Source organism: Streptomyces sp. NPDC006925, from assembly GCF_042869575.1.
Taxonomy (GTDB): domain Bacteria; phylum Actinomycetota; class Actinomycetes; order Streptomycetales; family Streptomycetaceae; genus Streptomyces.
This window is the reverse complement of the sequence record NZ_JBIAGB010000026.1, coordinates 23,619-48,423: the sequence shown is the minus strand read 5'-3', so window position 1 is coordinate 48,423 and position 24,805 is coordinate 23,619. Positions and strand designations below refer to the sequence as shown.

At 74.9% G+C, this 24,805-nt stretch carries 23 protein-coding genes; 12 read left to right on the top strand and 11 right to left on the bottom strand.

Translation table 11 applies throughout. From position 1 onward, the window contains the following. Positions 1–89: 89 nt before the first annotated feature. The 3 genes from ACFYNS_RS26880 to ACFYNS_RS26870 are packed head-to-tail and all read right to left on the bottom strand — an operon-like array spanning position 90 to position 3,237. Complete coding sequence (locus ACFYNS_RS26880) at positions 90–1,814, bottom strand: hypothetical protein (protein ID WP_388605483.1); 1,725 nt, start codon at positions 1,812–1,814, stop codon at positions 90–92. Continuing rightward, positions 1,811–2,077, bottom strand: a complete 267-nt coding sequence (locus ACFYNS_RS26875; protein ID WP_360300891.1) for a MoaD/ThiS family protein — start codon at positions 2,075–2,077, stop codon at positions 1,811–1,813. Before ACFYNS_RS26875 ends, ACFYNS_RS26880 begins: the two co-directional genes overlap by 4 nt. Positions 2,078–2,091: 14 nt before the next feature. Next, positions 2,092–3,237: an alpha/beta fold hydrolase gene (locus ACFYNS_RS26870; RefSeq protein WP_388605482.1), complete on the bottom strand. Its 1,146-nt coding sequence runs from the start codon at positions 3,235–3,237 to the stop codon at positions 2,092–2,094. Positions 3,238–3,539: 302 nt separating this feature from the next. On the opposite strand from ACFYNS_RS26870, the gene ACFYNS_RS26865 reads away from it, so the two are divergent. The 6 genes from ACFYNS_RS26865 (at position 3,540) to mshD (ending at position 10,319) form a co-directional block, all read left to right on the top strand. Further along, positions 3,540–4,322, top strand: coding sequence for a response regulator transcription factor (locus ACFYNS_RS26865; RefSeq protein WP_360300897.1), 783 nt, complete (start codon positions 3,540–3,542; stop codon positions 4,320–4,322). Positions 4,323–4,534: 212 nt separating this feature from the next. Further along, positions 4,535–5,584, top strand: a complete 1,050-nt coding sequence (locus ACFYNS_RS26860) for a LacI family DNA-binding transcriptional regulator (RefSeq protein ID WP_360300900.1) — start codon at positions 4,535–4,537, stop codon at positions 5,582–5,584. A 114-nt stretch (positions 5,585–5,698) separates the two neighbouring features. Continuing rightward, the gene (locus tag ACFYNS_RS26855) at positions 5,699–6,934 is read left to right on the top strand and encodes a S1C family serine protease (RefSeq protein ID WP_388605481.1); all 1,236 of its coding nucleotides are present in this window, start codon (positions 5,699–5,701) and stop codon (positions 6,932–6,934) included. After that, a complete protein-coding gene (locus ACFYNS_RS26850; protein ID WP_388605480.1) occupies positions 6,931–7,821 on the top strand; it encodes a response regulator transcription factor in 891 nt (296 codons plus the stop codon). The genes ACFYNS_RS26855 and ACFYNS_RS26850 overlap by 4 nt, the downstream gene beginning before the upstream one ends. 80 nt (positions 7,822–7,901) lie before the next feature. Continuing rightward, positions 7,902–9,353: an ATP-binding protein gene (locus ACFYNS_RS26845; RefSeq protein ID WP_388605499.1), complete on the top strand. Its 1,452-nt coding sequence runs from the start codon at positions 7,902–7,904 to the stop codon at positions 9,351–9,353. A gap of 66 nt (positions 9,354–9,419) precedes the next feature. Next, the gene (mshD, locus tag ACFYNS_RS26840) at positions 9,420–10,319 is read left to right on the top strand and encodes a mycothiol synthase (RefSeq protein WP_388605479.1); all 900 of its coding nucleotides are present in this window, start codon (positions 9,420–9,422) and stop codon (positions 10,317–10,319) included. A 227-nt stretch (positions 10,320–10,546) separates the two neighbouring features. Here the strand turns inward: mshD and ACFYNS_RS26835 are convergent, their stop codons facing one another. Together ACFYNS_RS26835 and ACFYNS_RS26830 are read right to left on the bottom strand one after the other, a co-directional pair. Continuing rightward, positions 10,547–11,062: a hypothetical protein gene (locus tag ACFYNS_RS26835; RefSeq protein ID WP_360300910.1), complete on the bottom strand. Its 516-nt coding sequence runs from the start codon at positions 11,060–11,062 to the stop codon at positions 10,547–10,549. 354 nt (positions 11,063–11,416) lie between these two features. Beyond that, positions 11,417–13,207, bottom strand: a complete 1,791-nt coding sequence (locus ACFYNS_RS26830) for a helix-turn-helix domain-containing protein (protein ID WP_388605478.1) — start codon at positions 13,205–13,207, stop codon at positions 11,417–11,419. A 357-nt stretch (positions 13,208–13,564) separates the two neighbouring features. On the opposite strand from ACFYNS_RS26830, the gene ACFYNS_RS26825 reads away from it, so the two are divergent. Continuing rightward, positions 13,565–15,823 (top strand): RNA degradosome polyphosphate kinase, encoded by a 2,259-nt coding sequence (locus ACFYNS_RS26825; RefSeq protein WP_360303591.1) that lies wholly within the window; start codon positions 13,565–13,567, stop codon positions 15,821–15,823. 228 nt (positions 15,824–16,051) lie between these two features. Then, positions 16,052–17,353 carry a CHAD domain-containing protein gene (locus tag ACFYNS_RS26820; RefSeq protein ID WP_388605477.1) on the top strand — a complete coding sequence of 434 codons (1,302 nt, stop codon included), beginning with the start codon at positions 16,052–16,054 and terminating at the stop codon, positions 17,351–17,353. Between the two features lie 68 nt (positions 17,354–17,421). Here the strand turns inward: ACFYNS_RS26820 and ACFYNS_RS26815 are convergent, their stop codons facing one another. Beyond that, positions 17,422–18,249: a class I SAM-dependent methyltransferase gene (locus ACFYNS_RS26815; RefSeq protein WP_360295000.1), complete on the bottom strand. Its 828-nt coding sequence runs from the start codon at positions 18,247–18,249 to the stop codon at positions 17,422–17,424. Between the two features lie 198 nt (positions 18,250–18,447). Here ACFYNS_RS26815 and mshA point away from each other — a divergent pair, with 198 nt between their 5' ends. Both mshA and ACFYNS_RS26805 read left to right on the top strand, forming a co-directional pair. Further along, the gene (gene mshA, locus ACFYNS_RS26810) at positions 18,448–19,815 is read left to right on the top strand and encodes a D-inositol-3-phosphate glycosyltransferase (protein ID WP_388605476.1); all 1,368 of its coding nucleotides are present in this window, start codon (positions 18,448–18,450) and stop codon (positions 19,813–19,815) included. After that, complete coding sequence (locus ACFYNS_RS26805; RefSeq protein WP_360294994.1) at positions 19,808–20,308, top strand: YbjN domain-containing protein; 501 nt, start codon at positions 19,808–19,810, stop codon at positions 20,306–20,308. The genes mshA and ACFYNS_RS26805 overlap by 8 nt, the downstream gene beginning before the upstream one ends. 49 nt (positions 20,309–20,357) lie before the next feature. Here the strand turns inward: ACFYNS_RS26805 and ACFYNS_RS26800 are convergent, their stop codons facing one another. From ACFYNS_RS26800 to ACFYNS_RS26790, 3 genes are all read right to left on the bottom strand, one after another. Next, positions 20,358–20,915: a GNAT family N-acetyltransferase gene (locus ACFYNS_RS26800; RefSeq protein WP_388549945.1), complete on the bottom strand. Its 558-nt coding sequence runs from the start codon at positions 20,913–20,915 to the stop codon at positions 20,358–20,360. A gap of 150 nt (positions 20,916–21,065) precedes the next feature. Continuing rightward, positions 21,066–21,494: a DUF3618 domain-containing protein gene (locus tag ACFYNS_RS26795; protein ID WP_388605474.1), complete on the bottom strand. Its 429-nt coding sequence runs from the start codon at positions 21,492–21,494 to the stop codon at positions 21,066–21,068. Further along, positions 21,491–21,958: a phage holin family protein gene (locus tag ACFYNS_RS26790; protein ID WP_388605472.1), complete on the bottom strand. Its 468-nt coding sequence runs from the start codon at positions 21,956–21,958 to the stop codon at positions 21,491–21,493. Before ACFYNS_RS26790 ends, ACFYNS_RS26795 begins: the two co-directional genes overlap by 4 nt. A gap of 225 nt (positions 21,959–22,183) precedes the next feature. Between ACFYNS_RS26790 and ACFYNS_RS26785 the strand changes: the two genes are divergently transcribed. Further along, on the top strand, positions 22,184–22,585 hold the full coding sequence (locus ACFYNS_RS26785; protein ID WP_360294984.1) for a hypothetical protein: 402 nt from the start codon (positions 22,184–22,186) through the stop codon (positions 22,583–22,585). A 90-nt stretch (positions 22,586–22,675) separates the two neighbouring features. Here ACFYNS_RS26785 and ACFYNS_RS26780 read toward each other — a convergent pair whose 3' ends face one another. Next, positions 22,676–23,080 carry a hypothetical protein gene (locus ACFYNS_RS26780; RefSeq protein WP_360294981.1) on the bottom strand — a complete coding sequence of 135 codons (405 nt, stop codon included), beginning with the start codon at positions 23,078–23,080 and terminating at the stop codon, positions 22,676–22,678. Between the two features lie 99 nt (positions 23,081–23,179). Next, positions 23,180–23,896 carry an SDR family oxidoreductase gene (locus tag ACFYNS_RS26775; RefSeq protein WP_360294979.1) on the bottom strand — a complete coding sequence of 239 codons (717 nt, stop codon included), beginning with the start codon at positions 23,894–23,896 and terminating at the stop codon, positions 23,180–23,182. A 71-nt stretch (positions 23,897–23,967) separates the two neighbouring features. Between ACFYNS_RS26775 and ACFYNS_RS26770 the strand changes: the two genes are divergently transcribed. Then, the gene (locus ACFYNS_RS26770; protein WP_360294976.1) at positions 23,968–24,786 is read left to right on the top strand and encodes a helix-turn-helix transcriptional regulator; all 819 of its coding nucleotides are present in this window, start codon (positions 23,968–23,970) and stop codon (positions 24,784–24,786) included. Positions 24,787–24,805 lie beyond the last annotated feature (19 nt).

Sequence of the window (24,805 nt, the reverse complement as noted above, 5' to 3'; positions counted from 1 at the left end):
CGCTTCGTGTCGCTGTGGACGGGGAGACGACGGGGACGCAGGGGGACAGTGAGGTTCCCGTTGCGCGGGTATCCGTCGTCGGGGCATCGTCAGAGCAGAGTGCGGCCCAGCAGCTGGACGGCGGGCGCGGCCAGGGTCAGCGGGAGGGCGACGCCCGCGGTCATGTGGACGAACCGGGACGGCCAGTCGTAGCTGGCCACCCGCAGCCCCAGCACCGCGCACACTCCCGCGCCCAGGCCGATGAGCGCGGCCGGGACCGGATCCACGCCGGTCAGCCTGCCTGCCGCGGCCCCGGCGGCCGCCGCAGCCGCCAGCGCGAGCGGCACCGACACCGGGCCGGGCAGCGGTACGGCCCGGGCCAGCGCCGCCACCGCGACCGCGGCAGCTCCCACTGTCACCGCGTCGGCCTCGGCCGGGAGCAGCCCGGCGGCCAGCACCGTCAGGCCGATGGCGGCGAAGCCCGCGGTGAGCGCGTAGAGGCGCTCGTCGGGGCTGGAGTTGTTGCGCAACTGCAGCACCAGGGACAGGACGCACCACACGCCCGCCGCACCGAGCAGCACCGTCGGGGCCTCTCCGCCGTCGGTCAGCAGCAGCCCGGCGTCTGCCGTCAACCCGGCCACGAACGCCAGCGCGATGCCCTGCCGGGCGGGCCACATCCCGTTGAGCCGGTACCAGCCGGCCGCCGTCAGCGCCTGCAGCAGCACGAGTGCGCCCGCGAGCGCCCCGTGCCCCAGCGGCGCGGTCGCCGCCAGCAGCGCCGCGAGGACCGCGGTGACGGCGGCGGGCCTGATCCCCGGCGCGATGATCGGGGAGCCGGTCCGCTGCCGTGCGCCACCGGTGCCCGCGGGGGCTGCCGTGGCCGCCGCGGTCCGCGGGTCCGCCGGGGCCTGTCGGGCCGGGGGCGGCTGCGGGGCGGTCCGGGTGGCGTGCGAGGGCGGACCGGGGTGCGCCCCCGGCTGCGGTCCGGGCTGTGCTCCCGGCTGCGGTCCGGGCTGTGGGGCCGGCTGCGGTCCGGGCTGTGGGGCCGGCTGTGGTCCGGGCTGGGACTGGTGCTGTGGCATCGGCTGGTGCTCTGTGCGGCTTTCCGGTGGCAGGGGCTGCCCGGCCCCTCCGGGCCGGAGCGGTCCCGTGGAGGCGGGCAGGGGCTGGTGGGCCGACGGGGTCCCGTGCGGGAGCGCCCCCGTGTGCCCGGGTGCCCCCGTCGAAGGGGACCCGGGCCGGGCGGAGGCCGCAGCGCCGCCGGGCCGCGGCCCGTCGATCCGGGTCACCTCGTAGGTCACGTCGTAGGAGACATCGTCGTACGCCGGTCCGTACGGCTGCCCGTACGCCTGCTCGTACGGGGCCGGGTGCGTCGCCCCGTACGAGGGCTGCCCGCCGTGGTCGGGCAGCCGGCCCGCCGCGGGGCCGTGCGGATACGGGCCGGCGGCGCCCTGGCCGCCACCGCCCCCGCCGTACTGCTGGCCGTACTCGGCCTGCTGCCCGTACCCGTACTGCTGCCCGTGCTCGGCCTGCTGGCCGTACGGGTCTCGGGAGGACCGCTCTTGGGCGTACGCGTCCGGACCGTACGGCCCCGAGGCGTACGGATCCGTCCCGTTCGCCCCTGTCCCGTACGGGTCCCGGGTGTACGGGTCGTGGGCGTACGGGTCGTGGGCGTACGGTGCGGGCCCGGCGTACCCGGACTCGGCGGCGTCCGGCGGTGCGGCGTCCGGCTGGGGCGTGTGCGGGGGCAGCGGGTGGGACGGGTCGGGCGGCACGGGTCGGCCGTACGCGTCGTACGGACCGCCGTAGGGCTCCTCGGGGCGGCCGTCGCTCATCGGGCGCCTCCCGCGAACGGGGGGAGGACCTCGACGGTGCCGCCTTCGCTGAGTTGGACGGCGTCATGGGTGCGGGTGCCGACCGGGTCGCCGTCGACCAGGAAGGAGCAGCGCAGCAGGACGCGGGCGAACTCGGGCCGCCCGGCGTGCGTCTCGCGGGCGCTCCGGAGCGCGTCCGCGAGGGTGCCGGCCTCGTACGGTTCCTCGGCGGTGCCTGCCGCGGCCTTCGCCGCCGCCCAGTAGCGGATCGTGCCGCTGGCCATGGTTGGGGTCCCTCTCAGCCGTCCGTGCCCTCGGTGGCGTCCGGTGCCGGTCCCGGGGCGTGTCCCGGCGTGCTTCCGGCGGCCCGCGGGGCGTGTGGGTCGCGGCTCCCATGATGCGGCCTCGCGGCGGGTGCTTGTAGCCGGGTGGCCGCCCAGCTGCCGATCCGGTCCAACAGTGCGGCGTCCGCGGCGTTCTCGGCGTGTCCGAAACCGGGCCGCAGCCACAGTTCGCAGGCTTCCGGGTCCGCCGCCTCGGCGAGCGAGAGCGGATGGTCGACGGGGAAGTACGGGTCCTGGTCGCCGTGCACGACCAGCAGCGGGACCGGGGCGATGCGCGGGACGGCGGCGACGGGCGGGAGCGGAACGGGGTCCCAGTCCCGGTGGTGGACGCGGGTGCGGAGCCCGTAGCGGGAGACGAGCCGGCCGAGGGGGTGCTGGATCGCCCAGTGCAGCCGCCGCATCGGTGCCGTGCCCCGGTAGTACCAGCGGGCGGGCGCGCTGACGGCCACCACGGCGTCCGCGTGGGCGGGAGCGGGACCGGAGGCGCGGGCGGGAGCGGGAGCGGGACCGGGGCCGGGGCCGGAAGCGGGGGCGGCTGCCGCGGCGCCGACGGCACCCCGCGGGCCCGCCGGGTCAGCCGTGCGCCCGTCTGTGCGCCCCCTGTGCATCACAGAATCGAAAGTTGACTCTGCGTGATCCTGGCCGTACTCCGCGCGGTACAGGGCCGCGTGCCGCAGGACGACCGAACCGCCCATCGAGAAGCCGACGGTCGCCACCGTGCGGTGCCCCTGCGCGCGCGCCCACGCCACCGCGGCGGCCAGGTCCAGCACTTCCCGGTCCCCCACGGTCGAGCGCCCGCCCGACCGGCCGTGCCCCCGGAAGGAGAAGGTCACCACGGTCGCGTGTGCGGTGAACGCGGCCGCCGCGCGGCGCACCGCCGGCCGGTCCAGGGCGCCGGTGAAGCCGTGCGCCAGCACGATCGCGCCCGGGTCCCGGGCGGTTCCGGAGCCGTCGGCCGGGCCCGTGTACGGCTCGTACCGGGCCTCGATCCGGACCCCGTCGGCGGTCCGCAGGTCCTTCCGTACCGCCGTCGTGTCAGTACGCTGCGTAACACCCTGGCGGGGGGCGCGAGCGATGTCACATGCCGCTCCGACTCTCATGCGGGTATTCTGCTGGCAAGCAGGATCCGGGCAGCGTCGCCCCCGGGTCCTTTTGTGCTTTCTGGGGGTCGTGGCCGGTGGAACAGGCCCGCGGCCCGGCCCTCGGGCAGTGCCGTACGAAGCAGTGCCGCCATATTCCCCCGGGCACCGGCCCGGGTGGCGCCCCCGGCGCAGGGCGCCAGGAGGGAAATCGACGTCATGGGCAAGCGAACCGTGCAGAACCGAGACCGGAACCGAGGCCGTTCGAAAGCGCACCGACCACGTCCGACGTGGGCCCTCTCGCCGAGGGAGGGTGTCACCGCATGAGTTCACTGCTGCTCCTCACCAACGCGCTCCAGCCCTCTTCGGAGGTGCTGCCCGCGCTGGGGCTCCTCCTGCACAACGTGCGCGTCGCCCCCGCCGAGGGGCCCGCGCTGGTGGACGCGCCGTCCGCCGACGTGATCCTCGTCGACGGCCGGCGCGACCTGCCGCAGGTGCGCTCCCTGTGCCAGCTCCTGCGCTCCACCGGACCCGGCTGCCCGCTGATGCTGATCGTGACGGAGGGCGGGCTCGCCGCCGTCACGGCCGAGTGGGGTGTGGACGACGTCCTGCTGGAGACCGCGGGACCCGCCGAGGTGGAGGCCCGGCTGCGGTTGGCGACCGGCCGCCGCCAGCTCACCGCGGACGACAGCCCGATGGAGATCCGCAACGGGGACCTGTCGGTCGACGAGGCGACCTACAGCGCGAAGCTGAAGGGCCGGGTCCTGGACCTGACCTTCAAGGAGTTCGAGCTGCTGAAGTTCCTCGCCCAGCATCCGGGACGGGTGTTCACCCGCGCCCAGCTCCTCCAGGAGGTGTGGGGCTACGACTACTTCGGCGGCACCCGCACCGTCGACGTCCATGTCCGGCGGCTGCGCGCCAAGCTGGGGCCGGAGCACGAGGCCCTGATCGGGACGGTCCGCAACGTCGGGTACCGCTTCGTCTCGCCGGAGAAGACGGAGGGCCCGCCCGCCGCGGAGCCCGCCTCCGGCGCCGGCTCCGTCGCGGACGCGGCGGAGCGCGTGACCCGCGAGGCGGCGTCCTCGTCCGGGCGCAGCGGCGACTGACCGCAAGAGGGACGGGGACCGCTCCGGCCGGGTGACCCCTCCGGCCGGAGCGGTCACCCCGGCCGGAGGGGCCGGTACGGCGCTCTCCGGCCGGGCCCGGGGCCCGCTTCCCACGCCGCCGGCCGTGGCGCCGGGAGTCCTCCGCCGCCGCCCGGCGCGAAGGGTGGAGACGGGGGCGGAGCGGGGCGACTCATCCCGCGTAGACTCTCGGCGTGGCCAAGGTGACGCGGGACGACGTGGCGAGGGTGGCGGGGACCTCGACAGCCGTTGTCAGCTATGTGATCAACAACGGTCCCCGGCCGGTCGCCCCGGCGACCCGGGAGCGGGTGCTCGCCGCCATCAAGGAGCTGGGGTACCGGCCCGACCGCGTGGCCCAGGCCATGGCGTCGCGGCGGACGGACCTCATAGGGCTGGTCGTCCCGGACGCCCGCCAGCCGTTCTTCGCGGAGATGTCGCACGCCGTCGAACGCGCGGCGGCCGAGCGCGGAAAGATGGTCCTGGTCGGCAACTCGGACTATCTGGACGAGCGCGAGGTGCACTATCTGCGCGCCTTCCTCGGCATGCGGGTCTCCGGCCTCATCCTCATCAGCTCCGGTCCCAGCGAGCACGCGGCCGCGGAGATCGACGCGTGGGACTCGCGCGTCGTGCTGATGCATCGGCGGCCCGAGGCCATCGACGACGTCGCCGTCGTCCTCGACGACGTGGGCGGCGCCCAGTTGGCCGTCCGGCACCTGCTGGAGCACGGCCACGACACGGTGGCCTGCCTCGGCGGCGTGGAGGAGACCCCGGTGCTCGGCGACCCGGTCACCGACCACGTCGTGGGGTGGGAGCGGGCCATGCGGGAGGCGGGCAAGTCCACCGAGGGGCAGCTCTTCCAGTCCCCGTACAACCGGTACGACACCTATCAGCGCTCCCTGGAGCTGCTGAGCGGCCCCGACCGGCCGACGGCGCTGTTCTGCGCCACCGACGACCAGGCCATCGGGGTGCTGCGGGCGGCACGCGAGCTGGGCATCGACGTGCCCGGCGAGCTGGCCGTCGCGGGGTTCGACGACGTGAAGGAGGCGGCCCTGACCGATCCGCCGCTGACCACCGTCGGCTCGGACCGCGAGGCGATGGCGAAGGCCGCCGTCGACCTGGTGCTGGACGACTCGCTGCGGATTCCCGGGACGCGCAACGGCGGCGTCCCCGGCAGCAAGGGCCGCGTCCGGCAGTTCCCGTCCGGACTGGTGATCCGCCGCTCCTGCGGCTGCGATCCGGCCTGAGCCGCGGCCCCGAACGCCGAACGGCCCCCGAAGGCCGAACGGCCCCCGCAGGGCGAGAACTCGGAGGTTTCTCACCGCCTCCTCAGAGAGCTCTCATCTTGCCGGAGCACGCTCATGGGCATGGACAACTTCGAGCGGCAGACCCCGCACGGCACCCACGGCCCGCAGGGCGGCGAGCCCCCGCACGGCACGCGGCCCCCGCAGGGCGCATCCGACGCGCACGGCACGCAGGGCCCGCACCTGCCGTATCCGCAGCGGCCCGAGCAGCAGTCGCCGGCGCCCTTCGGAGCCGTACCGCCGCCCCCGCCCCCGGCCGGGCCGCCCCACGCCGCCTTCGCTGCGGAGTCCGGCGCTCCTGGCGCGGCGGGTGACCCGGCGGAGACCGGTGCCTCCGGCGCGGCTTCCGACGCCGGGCATGGGCGTCCGCACCGCCGCCGGATGCGGCAGCCCGCGGCGCTGCTGACGGCGGTCGCCGTGGCGGCTGCCGTGATCGGCGGAGGGACCGCCTTCGGCATGGAGCGGCTGCTCGGCGGGCACGGCGGGACGAGTTCCGCGGCGCCCGCTGTCGGCGGCAGCAACGCGACGGCGAAGGGCGCGGTCTCCGACGTGGTGCGCAGCGTCCAGGACAGCGTGGTGGAGATCAAGGCGACCAGCGGTTCGGGGGAGTCGACCGGTTCCGGTGTCGTCATCACCGAGGACGGTCAGATCATCACCAACAACCACGTCGTCTCCGGCGCCGACACCGTGAAGGTCTCCTTCAGCAGCGGCAGAACGGCGGACGCCGAGGTGGTGGGGACCGACGCGGACAAGGACCTGGCGCTGCTGAAGGTGGACGGGCAGGACGACCTCCAGGCGGCTCAGCTCGGCGACTCCGGGGCGGTCGGCGTCGGCGACCAGGTCGTCGCCATCGGCTCTCCCGAGGGCCTGTCCGGCACGGTGACCAGCGGCATCGTCTCCGCCAAGGACCGCGAGGTGAAGGTCCCCAAGGAGGACGGCGGACAGCAGCGGCTGCCGGGACGGAACGGCGGCGGCAGCGGGGGCAGCGGCGGCAGCGGCGGCCAGGAGTGGCCGTTCGAGTTCGACGGCGGCCAGTACAACGGCGGCGTCCAGGGTGAGACGACCACCTACAAGGCCATCCAGACCGACGCGTCCCTCAACCCGGGCAACTCCGGCGGTCCGCTGTTCAACATGGCCGGGCAGGTCATCGGCATCAACTCGGCCATCTTCTCGTCCGGTTCGGGGCAGGGGCAGACCTCCCAGGCCAGTGCCGGCAGCGTCGGCCTGGGCTTCGCCATCCCGGTCGACGACGTGAAGAAGGACCTGGACGCGCTGCGGCAGGGGGGTGCGTGAGGGCGCTGCGTGACCTGCTGGGCGGCCGGGACGGTGCCAAGCTGGGAGCCATGCCCTCCGACACCACGCCTCCGCCACCCCAGCGGTCCCGGTCGCCTCAGTCGCCTCAGCCGTCCTCGGGGCCGGAGCCCGCTCCGTCGGCCCCCGCGTCCGGGAACGGCACCGGGAACGCCGCCGGGAAGCAGACCGTCCTCGTCGTCGACGACGAGCCCGCGGTCCGGGACGCACTCCGCCGCAGCCTGAGCTTCGAGGGGTACGCGACCCAGCTCGCCGCCGACGGTGCCGAGGCCCTGGAGAAGGTGGCCGAGCACCAGCCGGACCTCGTCGTCCTCGACGTGCTGATGCCCCGCATGGACGGGCTCACCGCCGCGCGCCGGCTGCGGGCCGCCGGGCAGCGGGTGCCGGTGCTGATGCTGACCGCGCGCGACACCGTCGGCGACCGCGTCACCGGGCTGGACGCGGGCGCCGACGACTACCTCGTCAAACCCTTCGAACTGGACGAACTCCTCGCCCGCGTCCGGGCGCTGCTGCGGCGCAGCTCCTACGCGCGCGCCCAGGCGCAGGCCGAGGCCGCCGAGGAGCCGGAGACCCTGGCCTTCGCCGATCTGCGGATGGACCTGCTCACCCGCGAGGTGACCCGGGGCGGGCGGCCGGTGGAGCTGACCCGCACCGAGTACACGCTGCTGGAGATGTTCCTCGCCCACCCGCGGCAGGTGCTCACCCGGGAGCAGATCCTCAAGGCCGTCTGGGGCTTCGACTTCGAGCCCTCGTCCAACTCGCTGGACGTGTACGTGATGTATCTGCGGCGCAAGACCGAGGCGGGCGGCGAACCGCGGCTGGTGCACACGGTGCGCGGCGTGGGCTACGTGCTGCGGGACGACACGTGAGCCTCGGCTCCGACCACACGGGGCGCGGCCTGCGCACCGCCCTCTTCCGGCTGCGGCGCGGCGGCGCCCGCGCCGTCTCGATGCCGCTGCGGGGCCGGCTGGCGCTGCTGGCCGCGACGACGGTGGCGCTGGCGGTCGCCGCGTGCGCGCTGGCCTGCTGGTTCCTCGTCCGCGCCCAGTTGCTCAACTCGCTGGACGATTCGCTGCGGGACAACTCCGTGGCACCCGGCGCCGTCGTCGACCGGGTGCAGTCCGGCCAGTGCACCCCGCCCGACCAGCCGGCGCCCAACCCCTTCGGCGCCACCGTGCAGGTCGTCGACCCCTCCGGCGGCAACTGCGTCATCGTCGGCAGGAAGCTGGACGTCACCGACGCCGATGTGCGGGTGGCCGAGCGGCGGCACGGCGAGACCCTGCACACGGCGCGCGCCTCGGACGGCACCGAGTACCGGGTCCGCACCACGCCGGTCGCCGGCACCGGGCTGGCGGTGTCGGTGGCGCGGCCGATGGCCGAGCTCCAGGAGTCGCTGCGCAAGCTCGCGCTGATCCTCACCCTGGTGGGCGGTGCGGGCGTACTGGGTGCGGCCGGCGCCGGTGTCGCGCTGGCCCGCGCCGGGCTGCGGCCCGTGGACCGGCTCACCGGGGCCGTGGAGCACATCGCCCGCACCGAGGACCTGGCGGTGCGCATCCCGGTCGACGGGCACGACGAGATCGCCCGGCTGTCCCGCTCCTTCAACGCCATGACCGAGGCGCTGGCCTCCTCACGCGAGCTCCAGCAGCAGCTCATCGCCGACGCCGGGCACGAACTGCGCACCCCGCTCACCTCGCTGCGCACCAACATCGACCTGCTGGTCCGCAGCGAGGAGACCGGGCGGGCACTCCCCGAGGAGGACCGCAGGGAACTGCTCTCCTCGGTACAGGCGCAGATGGCCGAGCTGGCCGAGCTGATCGGCGACCTGCAGGAGCTCTCCCGCCCGCAGGCGGTGCCGCACGCCGCGGCGGGAGCGGGCGCCGATCCGGGCGGCGCCGACGCCCCCGGCGGGCCGGGCGGTTCCGCCGCCCCGCCCCGGGCCGCGGTGGTCGGACTGCACGAGGTCGTGGAGCGCGCCGTGGAGCGGGCCCGGCCGCGAGGGCCGCGGCTGACGCTGACGACCGACCTCGCCCCCTGGTACGTACGGGCCGACGCGGCGGCGCTGGAGCGTTCGGTGGTCAATCTGCTGGACAACGCGCTGAAGTTCAGCCCGGAGGGCGGCAGCGTGCACGTCGTGCTGCGGGACGGGGTGCTGACCGTCCGCGACCAGGGTCCCGGCGTACCGGCCGACGAGATCCCGCACGTCTTCGACCGCTTCTGGCGCTCCCCCTCGGCGCGCAGCCTGCCCGGTTCCGGCCTCGGGCTGTCGATCGTGGCCCGCACGGTGCGGCAGAGCGGCGGCGACGTGCGGCTCCGGCGCCCCGCGGACGGCGGCCCGGGAACAGAGGCGGTCCTGCGGCTGCCCGGTGCCCCCACCCCGCCGCCGTCCGAGCCGCCCCGCTGAGCGTGTCCGCGGTCGGCGGAGCGACGGGCGGTCCACTCCCGTGCGTTCCGCCGTAGGGTCGTCCCCATGAGTGACGTGGATGTTGTGGACGAGGTGTCCGCGGACGATGTACGGGAGGTCCAGGCGCTGATCGACGCCGCGGCGCGGGAGGACGGCCAGCCCGCCGTCTCCGAACAGGGCAGGCTGCAGTTGCGCGGCGGCTCCCGCCCGGGCGTGCGCCACCTGCTGCTGCGCGGCGGCGACGGCGTGCTGTCCGGCTACGCGCAGTTGGAGGACACCGACCCGGTGGAGGCTCCGGCCGGGGAGTTCGTCGTCGCACCCACGCGCCGCGGCAACGGCTACGGCCGCAGGCTGGGGCAGGCCCTGCTGGACCAGTCCGGGCGGCGGCTGCGGGTCTGGGCGCACGGCGGCCATCCCGCGGCGCGGCACCTGGCGCAGAGCCTGGGGATGACCCTCTTCCGCGAGCTGCGTCAACTGAGGCGCCCGCTGGCCGGACTGGAGCTGCCCGATCCGGTGCTGCCGGAGGGGGTGACCGTGCGGGCCTTCCGGCCCGGCGAGGACGACACGGCCTGGCTGGCGCTGAACGCCGCCGCTTTCGCGCACCACCCCGAGCAGGGCACCCTCACCCAGCGCGATCTCGACGACCGGAAGGCCGAGCCCTGGTTCGACCCGGTCGGCTTCTTCCTCGCCGAGCGGGACGGGAAGCCGGTCGGATTCCACTGGACGAAGGTGCACTCGGCGGAGGAACTGGGCGAGGTCTACGTCCTCGGTGTCGACCCCGGCGAGCAGGGCGGCGGCCTCGGCAAGGCCCTCACCACCATCGGCCTGCGGTATCTGGCCGACGAGCGGGGCCTGCCGACCGCCATGCTCTACGTCGACGCCGACAACGGAGCCGCGGTGCGGGTCTACGAGGGGCTCGGCTTCCGCACCCACGAGACGGACCTGATGTACCGCACCGAGACCTGACGGCCGGGTACCCGGGTTCCGCGCCGAGCCCGGGCACCGGGTCCCGCCCTGAGGGCCGGAGGACGTGCGTCCTCCGGCCCTCCCCCCGTTGCGGGCCCTCCCCCGGCACCGCCGCGGTGGGGAGACACCGTCGCCGCGGGCGGGGGAGGGGGACTGCGGAGCGGCCTCGGCGGCCGGGTCGCCCCGGCCCGCGAGGACCGGGGGCGCGGCGGAGCCGCTCGGGGTCGTCAGACCCGGGGTGAGGCGGTGACGGAGTAGTGGACGTAGCCGTCGCCGTCGTTGTTCCAGTTCAGCTTCCAGGCACCGTCACCGAGCGCGTAGCGGGAGACGGCGTGCCGGAAGGTCGGGGTGGTGTAGGAGCCGTCGCCGCTCTCCATCCGGCCTTCGAGGCCGAAGTCGCGGTGGGCGCGGATCGGGTCCGGCGCGCCGGCGACGCTCTTCTTGAGGTAGACCCGGAATTTCGCCGCGTCGAAGGTCCGCGGGGTGGGGTTCGGGTAGGAGGAGGGCACGTCCCAGCTCAGCTTGGCGTAGCTGTAGATGTAGCTGCCGGACCGGTAGGAGCACATGGTCGCCTTGAGGGTCCAGTTGTCCGCCCACGGACCGGAGTAGCCGCGGTCGTCCACGGTCTTGGTGGTCGTGTTGCAGGACGCCGCCATCGCCGGGGGCGCCATGACGACGGCCGCGCCGGCGAGGGTGCCGAGGCAGGTCGCGGCGACCGTGGCCCGGCGCATAAGGGTGCGCATTCGGTGACTCCTGGTTCTCCGCACGGGGTGCGGCTTCGCTGGTACGAGCCGACCGCGCCCCGGGCCGGCACCTGGGTGCGGGACCGGAGCGGGAAGCGGTGTGACGGGCTTCAGGGCGGCGAGCCGTCTCGGCACCGGGCGTCCGCGCAGTGGCGGTCCCCCATCGCCCGGTGACCGTCCGAAGGTGCCGCTCGTTCGCGGCAACGCCCTGAGAGGCGGATACCCGTCCGCCCGTTCGTCGCTTCCCCCGCCGGTGCGGTCGGACGCCGGGATCGTAGGCACACCGGCCGGCACCGCGCCGTATGCATCCGAGGAGGCCGGCTGTGCATGTGAGGCGCCCGTTCCGGACCCCTGTCAGCGGCCGGGCTCCGCCGGATCCGGTACTGCGGTCACCGGGAGCTGCCCGGCGGCCACCATCATCAGCAGCACCTGGTGAGGGGCGGCTCCCGGCTCGCCGAGCGGCAGCCGCAGCAGCGCGCCCAGTGCCGAGAGCCGGGCGGCGAGGGTGTTCCGGTGCATGTCCAGCGCCGCGGCGGTCGCGCTCGCGTGACAGTTGTGCGCGAGCCAGGTGGCCAGCAGCCGCGCGGGATCGGCCGCCTGGTCCAGTACGGTCAGCTCGCGCGTCGCCCGGTCCACGACCGGCGGCTCCCGCAGCAGCGCCCGCAGCCCGGGAGGTGCCTGCGGTGCGAGGTCCGGCGGGACCGGCAGGTCGGCGAGCTGGAAGGCGAGGTCGGCCACCGCGCGGTGTGCGACCTGCCGGTGGTCGAGCCCCATCGCCTCCAGCACCAGCCGGAGCCGCTTGTTGGCCGTGGTGCGGTCGACGCCGAGCAGCCTGCCCGCGCGCAGCGCCCCGTAGGACAGTGCGCGGCGGGCGGTCGGCACTGCCTGGGAGCGCTGCTCCTCGGTGAGCTTCCGCAGCCCGACGCAGACCTGGTGGGCCCACACGCGTGCCCGCGGCGACAGCGACGCCAGAAGGGAGGAGGCCCCGGCGTCCCGGACGATGCCCTCCGGATCGTTCCGCGCGGCGGTCAGCGCCCGGACGGCGGCCTCATAGGCCAGGGCGGTCTGCGACCAGGGCCGGGGCCCCGAGACCCCGGCGAGACGTCCGGGCCGCTTCCGCACCACCGGGCGCAGCAGGGCCGCCGGGGTGCCGTCGTCCGGGTCCTGCGGAAGCACCACGATGACGTGCCGCGGATCCGCCGGGCACAGGACGACCAGCCCCCCGTCGCCCACGGCCTGTTCGCAGGCCGCGGCGGTCTGCTCGCGGTCCTCCCGCGGCGCGCGTTGCACCACGGCCACCACTCCGCGTGCGGCGGCCAGCACTTCGCCGACGCCGTACTCGGCGGCACCCAGCCGGGCCAGCGGTTCGGCGACCCGTACGGCGCCCTCCCAGTTCCCCAGCATCAGGTACTGCAGCACGGACACCCGTACGCCCCGCAGGGCGGTGCGCAGCACCTCGTGGTCCCGGCGGTGCCGCAGCGCGCAGTCCAGCAGCGCCACCTGTCCCGCCGTGTGGGCCAGCAACTGCCGCAGGTGCGGCGGCCAGCCACCGGAGCGGAGTGCGGCCAGCACCTGGTGCGGCCGGTCGCTTCCGATCGCGTGCAGCACCAACTCCCGGTCACCGAACGGCACGGCCGCCGTGTGGATCCGTCCGCACCGCACCTCCTCCAGTGTGCGGCGCTGTTCGGTGGCCAGCCGGTCCCACTCGGGGTGCCCCGGCTCGACCAGGGTCACCGGGCCGCCGGTGACGGCGGCCACCTCCCGCAGCAGTCGCGCCGGTCCCTCCGCCCGCTCCAGCGCGGCCGCGGAGAGGGCCAGCACCCGTGCGGTGGAGCGGGCGTTCTCCCGCTCGACCGTCAGTTGTCTCCGCAGCACGTGGCGCAGGGTCTCCTCGGCGTCCCGGGGTGCTGCCGGGACGAGTGCCGGCACCCCTGCCGCTCGGGCGGCCTCCCGGCCGGCGGGGGCCGCGGCGGGTGCGAGCACCACCGCGACCACGCCCGCGCGGACGAGTTCCCGCAGCGCCTTACCGGCGCAGTCGGGGACCGCCCCCTCGGGGCCGGTGGGCAGGACGGCCAGCCCGGCCCGCATCCGGGGCGCGTCCGCGGGTAGCCGCCAGTGCGCGTCGCACGCCACGGCGTCGTCCACGTGCTGCGCGGTCGCTGGTGCCGATGTGCCGGCGGCCGGTTCCGGTGGTCTGGAGGAGCCCGGGCGGCTGGGGGAGTCCGGAAAGCGCAGTACCGGGCGGGGACCGGTGGTCAGGTGGCGGAGGTTCAGCATGGCGGTGCCGCAGTGGGGGAGAGGCCGGGTGGGGGTGCGGGGATACTAACCGCCGGTGCCGCTCCCGGACCTCCCGGGAGCGGAGGAATCCGCGGGCCGCCCGCCCCGGCAGGCCATCCGCGGCACCCCGCGATGCCATGTCGGCGTAACCAATGATTCAAACTCGCGTGCGAGCCTCGCGGAATGGCCCGGTCCTCCCTCGCAGAGAGCATCGACAATGGCGGTATGACCCAGCAGCCGCAGTCCCCGGTCGGCTCGATCGCGGCCCACCGCCTCAGCTCACCCACCGATCCCGGCAGCGTCCCGGGGGCCGGGCCCGGCCTGGGCCTGGACCCCGACCTCGACTCCGACCCGGACGTGTACGCGGGCGGCGGAGGCCGGCTGGACGACGAGTCCGCCACCGACCTGCCCGCCGACCGCTTCCTGGACCGGGAGCGCAGCTGGCTGGCCTTCAACGAACGGGTGCTCGAACTCGCCGAGGACCCGGAGACGCCGCTGCTGGAGCGGGCGAACTTCCTGGCGATCTTCTCCGGGAACCTGGACGAGTTCTTCATGGTCCGTGTCGCGGGCCTCAAGCGCCGGATCGCGACCGGCGTGGCCACCCGCAGCGCGGCGGGGCTCAAGCCGCGCGAGGTGCTGGAGGGGATCTGGGAGCGCTCGCGGGAACTCATGGAGCGGCACGCAGCCTGCTACCAGCAGGACATCGCCCCGGCACTGGCCGCCGAGGGGCTGCACCTGCTGCGCTGGGCGGAACTCACGGACAAGGAGCAGGCCCGGCTCCTGACCCTCTTCCGGCAGCAGATCTACCCGGTGCTGACCCCGCTGGCCGTCGACCCGGCCCACCCCTTCCCCTACATCTCGGGGCTGTCGCTCAACCTGGCGGTGGTCGTCCGCAACCCCGTCAGCGGGCACAACCACTTCGCGCGGGTGAAGGTGCCGCCGCTGCTGCCGCGGTTCCTGGAGGCGTCGCCGCAGCGCTACGTCCCGCTGGAGGACGTGATCGCCGCGCACCTGGAGGAGCTGTTCCCGGGGATGGAGGTGCTCGCGCACCACATGTTCCGGGTCACGCGCAACGAGGACCTGGAGGTCGAGGAGGACGACGCGGAGAACCTCCTCCAGGCCCTGGAGAAGGAGCTGATGCGGCGCCGGTTCGGCCCGCCGGTGCGCCTGGAGGTCGAGGAGTCCATCGACCCCTACGTCCTGGACCTGCTCATCCGGGAGCTGAAGGTCGGCGAGTCGGAGGTCTTCCCGCTGCCCGGGCCGCTCGACCTGACGGGACTGTCCGGGATCGTCTCCGCCATGGACCGGCCGGAGCTGAAGTATCCGAAGTTCGTGGCCGGCACCCACCGGGACCTCGCGGAGGTCGAGTCCGCCTCGGCGCCCGACGTCTTCGCCGCGCTGCGCAGCCGCGACGTACTGCTGCACCACCCCTACGACTCGTTCTCCACCTCCGTGCAGGCGTTCCTGGAGCAGGCCGCCGCCGATCCGGACGTGCTGGCCATCAAGCAGACGCTGTACCGCACCTCGGGCGACTCGCCGATCGTGGACGCGCTCATCGACGCCGCCGAGTCCGGCAAGCAGGTGCTCGTCCTGGTCGAGCTCAAGGCGCGCTTCGACGAGCAGGCCAACATCAAGTGGGCCCGGAAGCTGGAGGAGGCGGGGTGCCACGTCGTCTACGGGCTGGTCGGGCTGAAGACCCACTGCAAGCTGTCGCTGGTGGTGCGCCAGGAGGGCGAGGTGCTGCGCCGGTACGCGCACGTGGGCACCGGCAACTACCACCCCAAGACGGCCAGACTCTACGAGGACCTGGGGCTGCTCACCGCCGACCAGGAGGTGGGCGCGGACCTGTCCGACCTGTTCAACCGGCTGTCGGGCTACTCGCGGCGGGAGACCTACCGCCGACTGCTGGTCGCCCCGCGCTCCCTGCGGGACGGACTCGTCGCACGGATCCAGCGGGAGGTCGAGCACCACCGGGCCGGGCACGAGGCCGCCATCCGCATCAAGGTCAACTCGATCGTCGACGAGACGGTGTGCGACGCCCTCTACCGCGCCTCGGCCGCGGGCGTGCCGGTGGACGTGTGGGTGCGCGGCATCTGCGCGCTGCGGCCCGGCGTACCGGAGCTGAGCGAGAACATCCGCGTGCGCAGCGTCCTGGGCCGGTTCCTGGAGCACTCGCGGGTGTTCTCGTTCCGGAACGGCGGCGAGCCGGAAGTGTGGCTGGGCAGCGCCGACATGATGCACCGCAACCTCGACCGGCGGATCGAGGCGCTGGTGCGGGTCACCGATCCCGCGCACCGCGCCTCGCTCGACCGGCTGCTGGTCACCGGGATGTCCGACGCCACGGACTCCTGGCATCTGGGCCCGGACGGGGTGTGGACGCGGCACGCGCGGGCCGCCGGGGAGGAAGGCGGGCAGCGGTTGTCGAACGTGCAGGAACTGCTGATCGAGGGGCGGCGGCGGAAACGCGGTCCGGCCGCGACGTGACGCGCGGCGCCGCGTGGCGGTTGGGGGACTGAGGGCGATGCGGCGACGTCGGTGCGCACGGGCACACACGCGCGGTGCGACCGGTGGCGTCGGCAGGACCGGTGGCGTCGGTGGGACCGGTAGGACCGGTGCGGCCGGTGGCGTCGGTAGGACCGGTAGGGCAGGTGGGACCGGTGGGGCCGATGGGGCCGGTGGGGACAACGTGCGCGCTGCGCGGAAGGGGACGTGATGGGACGGAGCCGGGACGTGGTCGTCGAGTCCGGGCGCGGCACGCGGGAGCCCCCGCGGCCCGCCGGGACGGCCGGGACGGCCGGGGACACGGCGGCAGATCCGGCCGCGGACCGGGCGGCGGAGGTGGGCCCGGGGGCGGCCCCCGGGCCCGCGGGCCCGGTGCCGGCACCCGCAGCTCCTGCGGCGTCCGCGGGGACGGTCGCCGAGGTGCTGGGCGGCTACCTCCAGGAGCGCGCCGCGGAGTTCCTCCGCGGACTGCGCACCCATGCGCAGGGCACCGGCGCCGGTACGGGAGGCACCGGAGCCGGCCCCGGCGGGACGGCCGGTGCGGCGGACCCCGCCCGGGCTGCCGCGTCCGTCGGCGTCCTCCGCTCCGCCGCCCGCCGGATGAACGGAGTGCTCGTCACCTACCGTGCGCTGCTCGACCCGGTCTGGGCCGACAACCTGCGCACCGAACTGAGCTGGCTGGCCGGGGTGGTGGCCCGTGAGTACGCCTGCGCGGACCGGCTGGAGCGGCTGTCGGGCGCCCTGCACCGGCTGGCCAGCGGCGCGGCGGGCAGGGGCGAGGGCACCGACCCGGCAGCCGCGGAGGCGGGCGGCCGGACACCCGGCGCCGCGGGCGGCGGGCGGCGGTCCGCCGGGGGCGCCGCGGCCACCCGCGAGCGGGGTGCCCTGCCGGTGGGAGCGGCCCGCGCCGGGGCCCTGCTGGAGCGCCAGCTCACCCTGGCCCGCACCCGCGCCCACTCGGCCGCGCTCCAGGCACTGGGCTCGGCCCGGTTCCACGCGGTCGCCGACGCGGTGGCGCTGCTGGCCTCCGAGACACCGCTCTGCCCGGGCGGCGACGCCGGCAGGCCCGCCGCGGCGGTGCTCGCGCAGCCGGCCGAGCAGGCGCGCCGCAGGCTCGACGAGGCCGTCGCCGCGCTTCCGCTCAGCCGCGCCGGAGCCCCGTACAACGCCGACGGGCTCTCCCGTTCGCTGGGCACCGAGGCGCGTCAGGACGCGGCCTGGGACCACGTCCGGGTGCTGCTGCGGGTGCACCGCTACGCGCAGGAGGTGCTGGGTCCGCACGCGGTGCCCGACCCCCGGCTCCGCCCGGCGGGCGAGGCGCTGGAGCGGCACCACGAGGCCGCGGCTGCCGCAGCGGCTGCTGCCTCCGCCGCCGCGACCCCCCGCATCGCGCCCGCCACCGCCTACGCCCTGGGCGTCCTGCACGCCGACCAGCGCCACGAGGTCGAGGCCGCCCGCTTCACCTTCGGCCGCCACTGGACCCGCACCCATCCGGAGGGCGCCCCTGCCTGAGGCGGTTTCCCGGGGCGCTTTCCTGAGGCGGGGCGGCGCCCGGCGGCAAGCCGTCGGGGCGGGACGTGTCAGATGAAGGCGCCCGGCATGGTGTGCGGGGCGAGGGCGCTCCAGCGGACCGTCACCTCGCCCTGGCGCCAGCGGCGTGGGCCGTCGGCCAGCGGCCAGTCCGCGGCGAGGGCGCGTACCGCGCGGATCCAGCGCTGGCGGGCGCTGAGGGCGCCGTAGGGGGCGGCGGTGGCCCAGGCGCGGTCGAAGTCGGTGAGGAAGGCGTGCACCCTTTCGCCGGGCACATTGCGGTGGATGAGCGCCTTCGGCAGCCGTTCGGCCAGGTCGGAAGGGGCCGCCAGGGTGGCGAGGCGGGCCGCGAAGGTCACCGTGCGTGGGCCCTCCGGGCCGAGCGCCACCCACACATGGCGGCGGCCGATCTCGTCGCAGGTGCCCTCCACCAGCAGTCCTTCCGGCGCCAGCCGCGCGCACAGCCGCCGCCACACCGGAAGGACCTCCGCTTCCGGGTACTGGCGCAGCACGTTCGCCGCGCGGATCAGCGTCAGCCCGCGGCCCCGGTCGACGGGCAGTTCGAAGCCGCCGCGGACGAAGGCCAGGCCCGGGCGCGCGTACGGGTGCGCCGCGGCGACCCGCGCCGGGTCGATCTCGACGCCGTACACCCGCGCGTCGCCGCGCACCCTGCGCAGCCGCTCCAGCAGCTCGACGGCCGTCCAGGGCGCCGCGCCGTAGCCGAGGTCGACGGCGGCGGGCGGAGCGGGGGAGCGGCGGAGCGCGGGGCCGTGCGCGGCGGCGATCCAGCGGTCCATCCGGCGCAGCCGGTTCGGGTTGGTCGTCCCGCGGGTGACCGTACCGACCGGGCGGGACGGTACGGGGGGACGCGGCGGCATGAGGGCGAGGATACGCGGGCCCCGGAGAGCCGAGCCGATTGTCACAGTTCGGCAAATTCGACTGCGGAGAGGGAAGAGGGAGCAACCTTTCCGCTGTTCTCGCTCGCGGGCCGCGCGTGGCCGGGTCGCAGCTGCCGCGACCTCGTACCGCACCGTGTCCCGGTCCGCACCGTCCGCAACGGAGGAGGCATCGGAACCGTGAGCCACCACGTGTCCCGGCTCGGTCAGCGGCGCGGCGGACGCTCCGCCCTCCCGCACCAGTCCAGGCCGCCGCTGCTGCGTCTGACCGGCCCGCGCCGGGCCCGCCGGGTGGCGATGCTCAGCGTCCACACCTCTCCGCTCCACCAGCCGGGCACCGGCGACGCGGGCGGCATGAACGTCTACATCGTCGAACTGGCGCGGCAGCTCGCAGCACAGGGCACCGAGATCGAGATCTTCACCCGCGCCACGACCGGCACCCTGGCCCCCACCGTCGAGCTGGCCCCCGGCGTCCTCGTGCGGCACATCGACGCCGGCCCCTACGAGGGCCTCTCCAAGGAGGAGCTGCCCGCACAACTGTGCGCCTTCACGCACGGGGTGATGCAGGTGTGGGCCGGCCACCGGCCCGGCTACTACGACCTGGTGCACTCCCACTACTGGCTGTCCGGGCACGTCGGCTGGCTGGCCGCACAGCGCTGGGGCGTGCCACTCGTGCATGCCATGCACACCATGGCCAAGGTCAAGAACGCCGCCCTCGCCGACGGCGACACCCCTGAGCCGGCCGCCCGCGTCATCGGCGAGACGCAGATCGTGCGCGCCGCCGACCGGCTGGTCGCCAACACCGACGAGGAGGCGGGTGACCTCGTCCACCACTACGAGGCACCCCGCGATCGCACCGCCGTCGTCCACCCCGGCGTCAACCTCGACCGCTTCCGGCCCGCGGACGGCCGCGCCGCCGCCCGGGCCCGGCTCGGCCTGCCCCAGGACGCGCTGATCCCCCTCTTCGCCGGCCGCATCCAGCCGCTCAAGGCCCCCGACGTGCTGCTGCGCGCGGTCGCCCGGCTGGTGGACGAGGAACCCTCGCTGCGCCGCCGGATGGTGGTGCCCGTGGTGGGCGGGCCCAGCGGCAGCGGACTCGCCAAGCCGGAAGGGCTGCAGAAGCTCGCCGCCCGGCTGGGCATCGCCGACCTGGTCGCCTTCCGGCCGCCGGTCGGCCAGGAACAGCTCGCCGACTGGTACCGGGCAGCCTCCGTGCTGGTCATGCCGTCCTACAGCGAGTCCTTCGGCCTGGTCGCCGTCGAGGCCCAGGCGTGCGGCACCCCCGTGGTGGCCGCCGCCGTCGGCGGGCTCCCGGTCGCCGTGCGGGACGGCGTCAGCGGCTACCTGGTCGCCGGGCACGATCCCGCCGAGTACGCCCGCGCCCTGCGCCGCTTCGCCGACGACCCGCACCTCCCGGACCGGCTCGGCACCGCCGCCGCCCGGCACGCGCAGGGCTTCGGCTGGGCCGCCGCCGCGGGCTCCACCGCCGAGGTGTACGCCGCCGCGTTGCAGGAGCGGCGCCGTCGCCTACGATCGCCGCATGGGTGACGTTGCTGCCGCGGCACGTGCGGCGATCGAGCGGACACTGAACGACGCCGAGCTGGAGTGGGAGAGCCCGACGGAGGGCACGTACGTCGTCACGCTCCCGGGCACCCGGAAGCTGCAGACCACGTGCTCACTGGCGGTCGGCGCGCACTCCCTCTCGGTCAACGCCTTCGTCGTCCGCAACCCGGACGAGAACCACGCCGCCGTGCACCGCTGGCTCCTGGAGCGCAACACCAAGCTGTACGGCGTCGGTTACGCGATCGACGGGCACGGCGACATCTACCTCGTGGGGCGGTTGCCGCTGGCATCCGTCACCGGCGAGGAGGTCGACCGCCTGCTCGGCAGCGTCCTGGAGAACGCCGACGGCTCCTTCAACACCCTCCTGGAGATGGGCTTCGCCGACGCCATCCGCAAGGAGTACGCCTGGCGCACCGCGCGCGGCGAGTCCACCCGCAACCTGGACGCGTTCACGCACCTGACCGGCCACGAGGGCTGAGCGCGCGCCGCGTCGCGCCGCACCTGCGCCGCAGTCGGTGCGCGGCCGCTCAGGCGGGACCGGCCGGTCCGGCTGCCGGCCGGTCGATGCGGTAGATGACGTGGCGGCGGTCGTCGGCCGGATTGTCCGGGGTCAGCTCGCCCTCCGCGACCCGATGCAGCCCCGCCTTCTCCAGGGCCCGCCAGGACGGCCGGTTGGCGGCGTGTACCGGGATCACGGCACAGGTGGCGTCCGGGTGGTCCGTCCACGCCCGGGCGAGAGCGGAACGGATCAGCTCGGGGCCGAGGCCGCGACCGGTCAGTCCTGGCTCCCCGATCAGGTAGTCGAGGGTCAGCGCTCGCTCGGGCACCTCGGTGACCGTCGCCAACTCGGCCCGGCAGTCCGGATAGTCGGCCAGGAAGCACCGCTGCACCAGCCCCAGCGGCCTGCCGTCGAGCAGGACCAGCCAGTCCTCGGACGGCTCCTCACCGCGGGCCGCGGGCCCGAAATCCCGCGCCACCGCCTCCGGCGAGGTCTCGTGGTGCCACCAGCGGGCCACATGCGGCTGCGCCAACCAGGCCCGCAGCAGCGGAAAGTCGCTTTCGTCGAGACGCCGCCGGCTCAGCACCCGGCCAGCCTACGCCGGAACCCCCGGGCCGGCCTCGGCCACCGGGCTCCGGTCGGGCGGTGGACGGCCAGCGTGGCACCGCGGCAGTGGATCGCGACCCTGGCCGCGGCGAAGAGCGCGCCTTGCAGTGCGGGGCCGCCAACAGCAACGTCAGGCCGGCCGCTGGCCAGGACGGTGGCGTCGGGTGCTTCCTCCTCCAGGTCGGTGGCCATCAAGACCTGCTCGAAGGCCACGCCCGCCAAGGCACCGCCCCCGGCCCCCGGCAGCATGCCGACGGATCGCAGGCGAACTCGACCGCGTTCCGCCCTGCTTCCGCCGGGTGTGCCGCAGGAACAGGGCCACGGCGACCAGCGCCGCGCCACCGGTGACCGGCAGGGCCGTGCCGCCGCGGGTGGTCTCCCCTGCGTGCCGCGCTCTCGCCTTCAGCTCGGCGGCCTTCCGCTGTCCGTGGTGCTTGATGTCCGCGCGGGCCGCCAGCGCCTCGACGGTCTCGCCGAGTTCCCGGCGGGTCTCCTCCACCTGGGCCCGCAGCTCCGCCGGGCTCGGTGCGGAACCGTGACTGTGGGGGCTCTGCGTCATCGGTGCGACCTCTCCTTCACCTCGGCGACATCCGCTTTCAGGCTCTGCACGGTCCCCTCGGGCTTCACCGGCGTCGCCTTGCCGAGCTGGCCCTTGCCGAGCACGGCCAGCGTCCCAGCGACGACCGCCAGCGCGGCGGTCACCACCAGGGCCGCGAGCCACAGCGGCAGCACCAGGTCGAGGGCGACGATGACGGTGGCCGCGAGGGCCTGGAGGGCGACGAAGCCCAGCACCCCCGCTCCGCCGAACATGCCGCCGCCGAGGCCGAAGCGCTTGCCCTTCTGCCGCATCTCGGCCTGCGCCAGTTGCAGTTCCTGCCGCATCAGCTGGGAGATCTGCTCCGACGCGTGCTGTACCAGCCTGCCGACCGACTCCTCGCCGACCGCGTCCTCACGCGGCCGGGATTCGGGTGTCCGGGGCGGGGCCTCGTGGCTCCGGGGCGGGGCCTCATGCGTCGTCGTCATGGTGCGCACCAGCCTTTCGCTGCTCGGCGTCCGGTGCCGGGTCACTCTCCCCCCGGCGGTACCCCGGCCTTCCCGGCCTATGCGGTAGCGCTCCGTGACCGAATACCGGGTTTGCCGGGTGCGTCGGTCACGGAGTGTGCCCGGATCCGCAGATGAATACTCGGATCGGCGGATGAGTACGAGGACGGATGGTCGCGCCCCCGCATGGTCCGTACGTTCCCTCATATGGAACCGAACAGCACTGCGAAGACCGCGCCCCGGGACGCCGACTCCGCCGACTCCACGGCCGCCGGACCCGCCGCGGAGCGCCCGCGTCCGCGTACCGCAGCCGAGTGGTCGGGGCTGGTACTCCTGGCCGCCGCAGTCCTGATCTTCGGCGCCATGGTGTTCGTCCTCGGTCCGCTCCTGGCCATCGCCTGCTCGGATTGCCAGGACGGCGTCCGCGGCCCGCTGCGGTTCGGCACCGCGCTGATGGTCACGGACCACGTCGGAGTGCCGCTGACGACACTGGGCACGCTGGTCGCCATGTTCGCGGTCCGGCGGGGTGCACAGGCGGCCGGCATCGGCCTGGGCATACTCCTGCTGCTCCTGCTGGTGCAGTGGGCGCTCGGTCAGGCCACGGTCTGAGCCGCGGGCGGGTGCTGGTGGCCCTGCGCCGACTGTGCCCCGGTCGGTGGTCGGCCGAGTCGCCCCGCCCGGCCACCGACCGGCCGCGCCTCAGATGATGGGGCTGGTGTAGACCCCGGTGTATGCCTGGCTGCCGATGAAGGGCTTGTTGACCGCCCACAGGTCGGCCCACTCGTACTCCGGCACGTTGAAGCTGCACTTCACCCAGCCGGCGGCCGCGCCACGGGCGTTGAAGCACTGGCGGTCCCAGTGCGACGGGAGCCTCGAATTGAGCGTGCCCGCGACCGAGTCGCCGTTGGCCTTGGTGTCCTTGACGTAGATCGCGTCCCCGTTCGCGACGAAGCACGCCTTCGCGCCGGACGTCGACACGCACGGGGCGCTCGACGGCGGTGCCCCGCTGGGGGTGCCGTTCGCGGCGGCTGCCGCGGTCGCCGTTCCGGCGGTGATGAGTAGCGCGGCGGGAACCGCCAGCAGCGCGCGTCCGAGTTTTCTCATGTGTGCTCCCCGTTGTCCGTGTGCCTCAAGTGACGTGTGTGTGCGCATCATTGAACACCACGAGGTGGACGGGAGAGTCATCGCCGCCGTCCGAACCACTCACCAGGGCACGGGTGTTCCGTCCCAGGAGAAGAAGCCGCCGGTGGGGCCGTCGTCCGGCAGCAGGGCCAGGTGGAGGGCGCCCTGCGCGGCCTCGGCCGGATCGCCGCCGGCAGCGGCGGCCTGCGGATTGAGGTCGGTGGCCCGCAGACCGGGGGCGAGCGCGTTGACCTTGAAGCCGTCCTCGGCCAGCGTCTGTGCGTACAGGACGGTGAGGGCGTTGAGGGCCGCCTTGGACGACCGGTAGGCGGCGGCGCCGCCGGCGCCCGGGGCGAACTGCGGATTGGGTGAGGTGCTCCAGGTCAGCGACGCGGTGCCGCTGGAGACGTTGACGATGCGCGGATGCGGGGACCGGCGCAGCGCGGGCAGGAAGGCGTTGGTCACCGCCGCCACACCGAACACGTTGGTCTCGAATGTGCGCCGGTACTCCTCGATGCGGGATTCGGCCGGCGGGGCGAGGGACGGCGAGATGCCGGCGTTGTTGACCAGTACGTCCAGACGGTCCAGCCGAGCCGCGGCCCGTTCGACGCCGTCCGGATCCGTCACGTCGAGGACCAGCGGGCAGGCCCCGGAGCCGATCTCCGCCGCGGCCCGCTCCCCGCGCCCCGGATCACGGGAGCCCACGTACACGGTGAACCCCTCGGCGGCGAGCAGCCGGGCGATATCCTTGCCGATGCCCTTGTTGGCACCGGTGACCAGAGCTGTGCGTGCGTTCATGGCAACCATGCTTCTCCTGGCGCGGGCGCCCTGCCAGGGACAGCCTGTACCAGGCAGCGGGAGGAGGCAGCATGGCCCGACAGGAACTCGCCCACTATCTGCGGGACCGCCGGGCGGCCCTGCGCCCGCACGAGATCGGCCTGGCGACAGCCGACACCGACCGCCGCACACCGGGTCTGCGCCGCGAAGAGGTGGCGGAGCTCGCCCACATGTCGGTCGACTACTACACGCGGCTGGAGCAGGCCCGCGGGCCGCGGCCGTCGGCCCGGATCCTGGACGGGCTGGCCCGCGCGCTGCGGCTCGCACCGGCCGAGCGCAGCCACCTGTTCCGGCTGGCCGGCTTGAGTGCGCCGCCTCCCGGCGCCGGCGCGGTGCGGCAGGTGCGACCGCACGTGGCCCGGATGCTGGAGCGGCTGCCGGAGACCGGCGCCGTCGTCACCGACGCGGCGTACGACGTCGTCACCTGGAACCCGCTGGCCCGGACACTGCTCGGCGCCGACTACGGGGGCGGGAGGCCGAACCTGGCCCGCCGCCGCTTCCTCGGCGGGGGACCGGCGTACGAGAGCACCAGCGCCGAGGAGTTCGGACACATCGTGGTGGCCCGGCTGCGCCGGGCCGCGGACCGCTACCCGTATGACCCGCAACTGGCCGCGCTGCTGGCCGAACTCCAGGCCGGGAGTGCGGAGTTCCGGCAGATCTGGGAGACGCGACCGGTCCACGCCCCCGGGCACCGCACCAAGACCCTGGACCATCCGGAGTCCGGTGCGCTGCGGTTGAACTGCGACGTCCTGCTCGTACCCGAGGACGACCAGGAGGTCGTCCTGATGACGGCCGACCCCGGATCACCCGACGCGCGCACCCTGCGCAGCCTGGCTGCCCGGGCGACCTGACCCGGACGCGGCGCACGGG